General features: G+C 63.2%; 1 protein-coding gene. It reads right to left on the bottom strand.

Translation table 11 applies throughout. The features are described 5' to 3' along the window. The coding region (locus Q4528_RS13110) for a substrate binding domain-containing protein (protein ID WP_303521917.1) at window positions 1–326 on the bottom strand (326 nt) is incomplete at both ends.

Consider the following 326-nt stretch of genomic DNA (forward strand, 5'->3'; position numbering starts at 1 on the left):
CCTCCAGATTGTCGGGTCCGTCATGTTGCCATCCAGAATGCAATCATGCGTGGGCAGCGCGTTTGGATGCGCCGGTGTTCCCGCACGCGCCAGATAGGCTGGCGCCGCGCTCACGATCAGGGGCATCGGCCCCAGTTGTCGCACCTTGAGCGAGCTGTCGCGCATGGGGCCGATCCGCACAGCAAGGTCCAGCCCCTCTTCGATGATCGAAACCCTTTGATCTGAAAGCCGAAGGTCGATGTCGACCTCGGGGTGTTGCGCGGCAAAGGCCGCAAGCGACGGTGCAAGCCGGACAGAGCCAAAACCGGTCGGGGCGGAAATGCGTA

This window comes from Staphylococcus pasteuri (genome assembly GCF_030547725.1).
GTDB lineage: Bacteria > Bacillota > Bacilli > Staphylococcales > Staphylococcaceae > Staphylococcus > Staphylococcus pasteuri.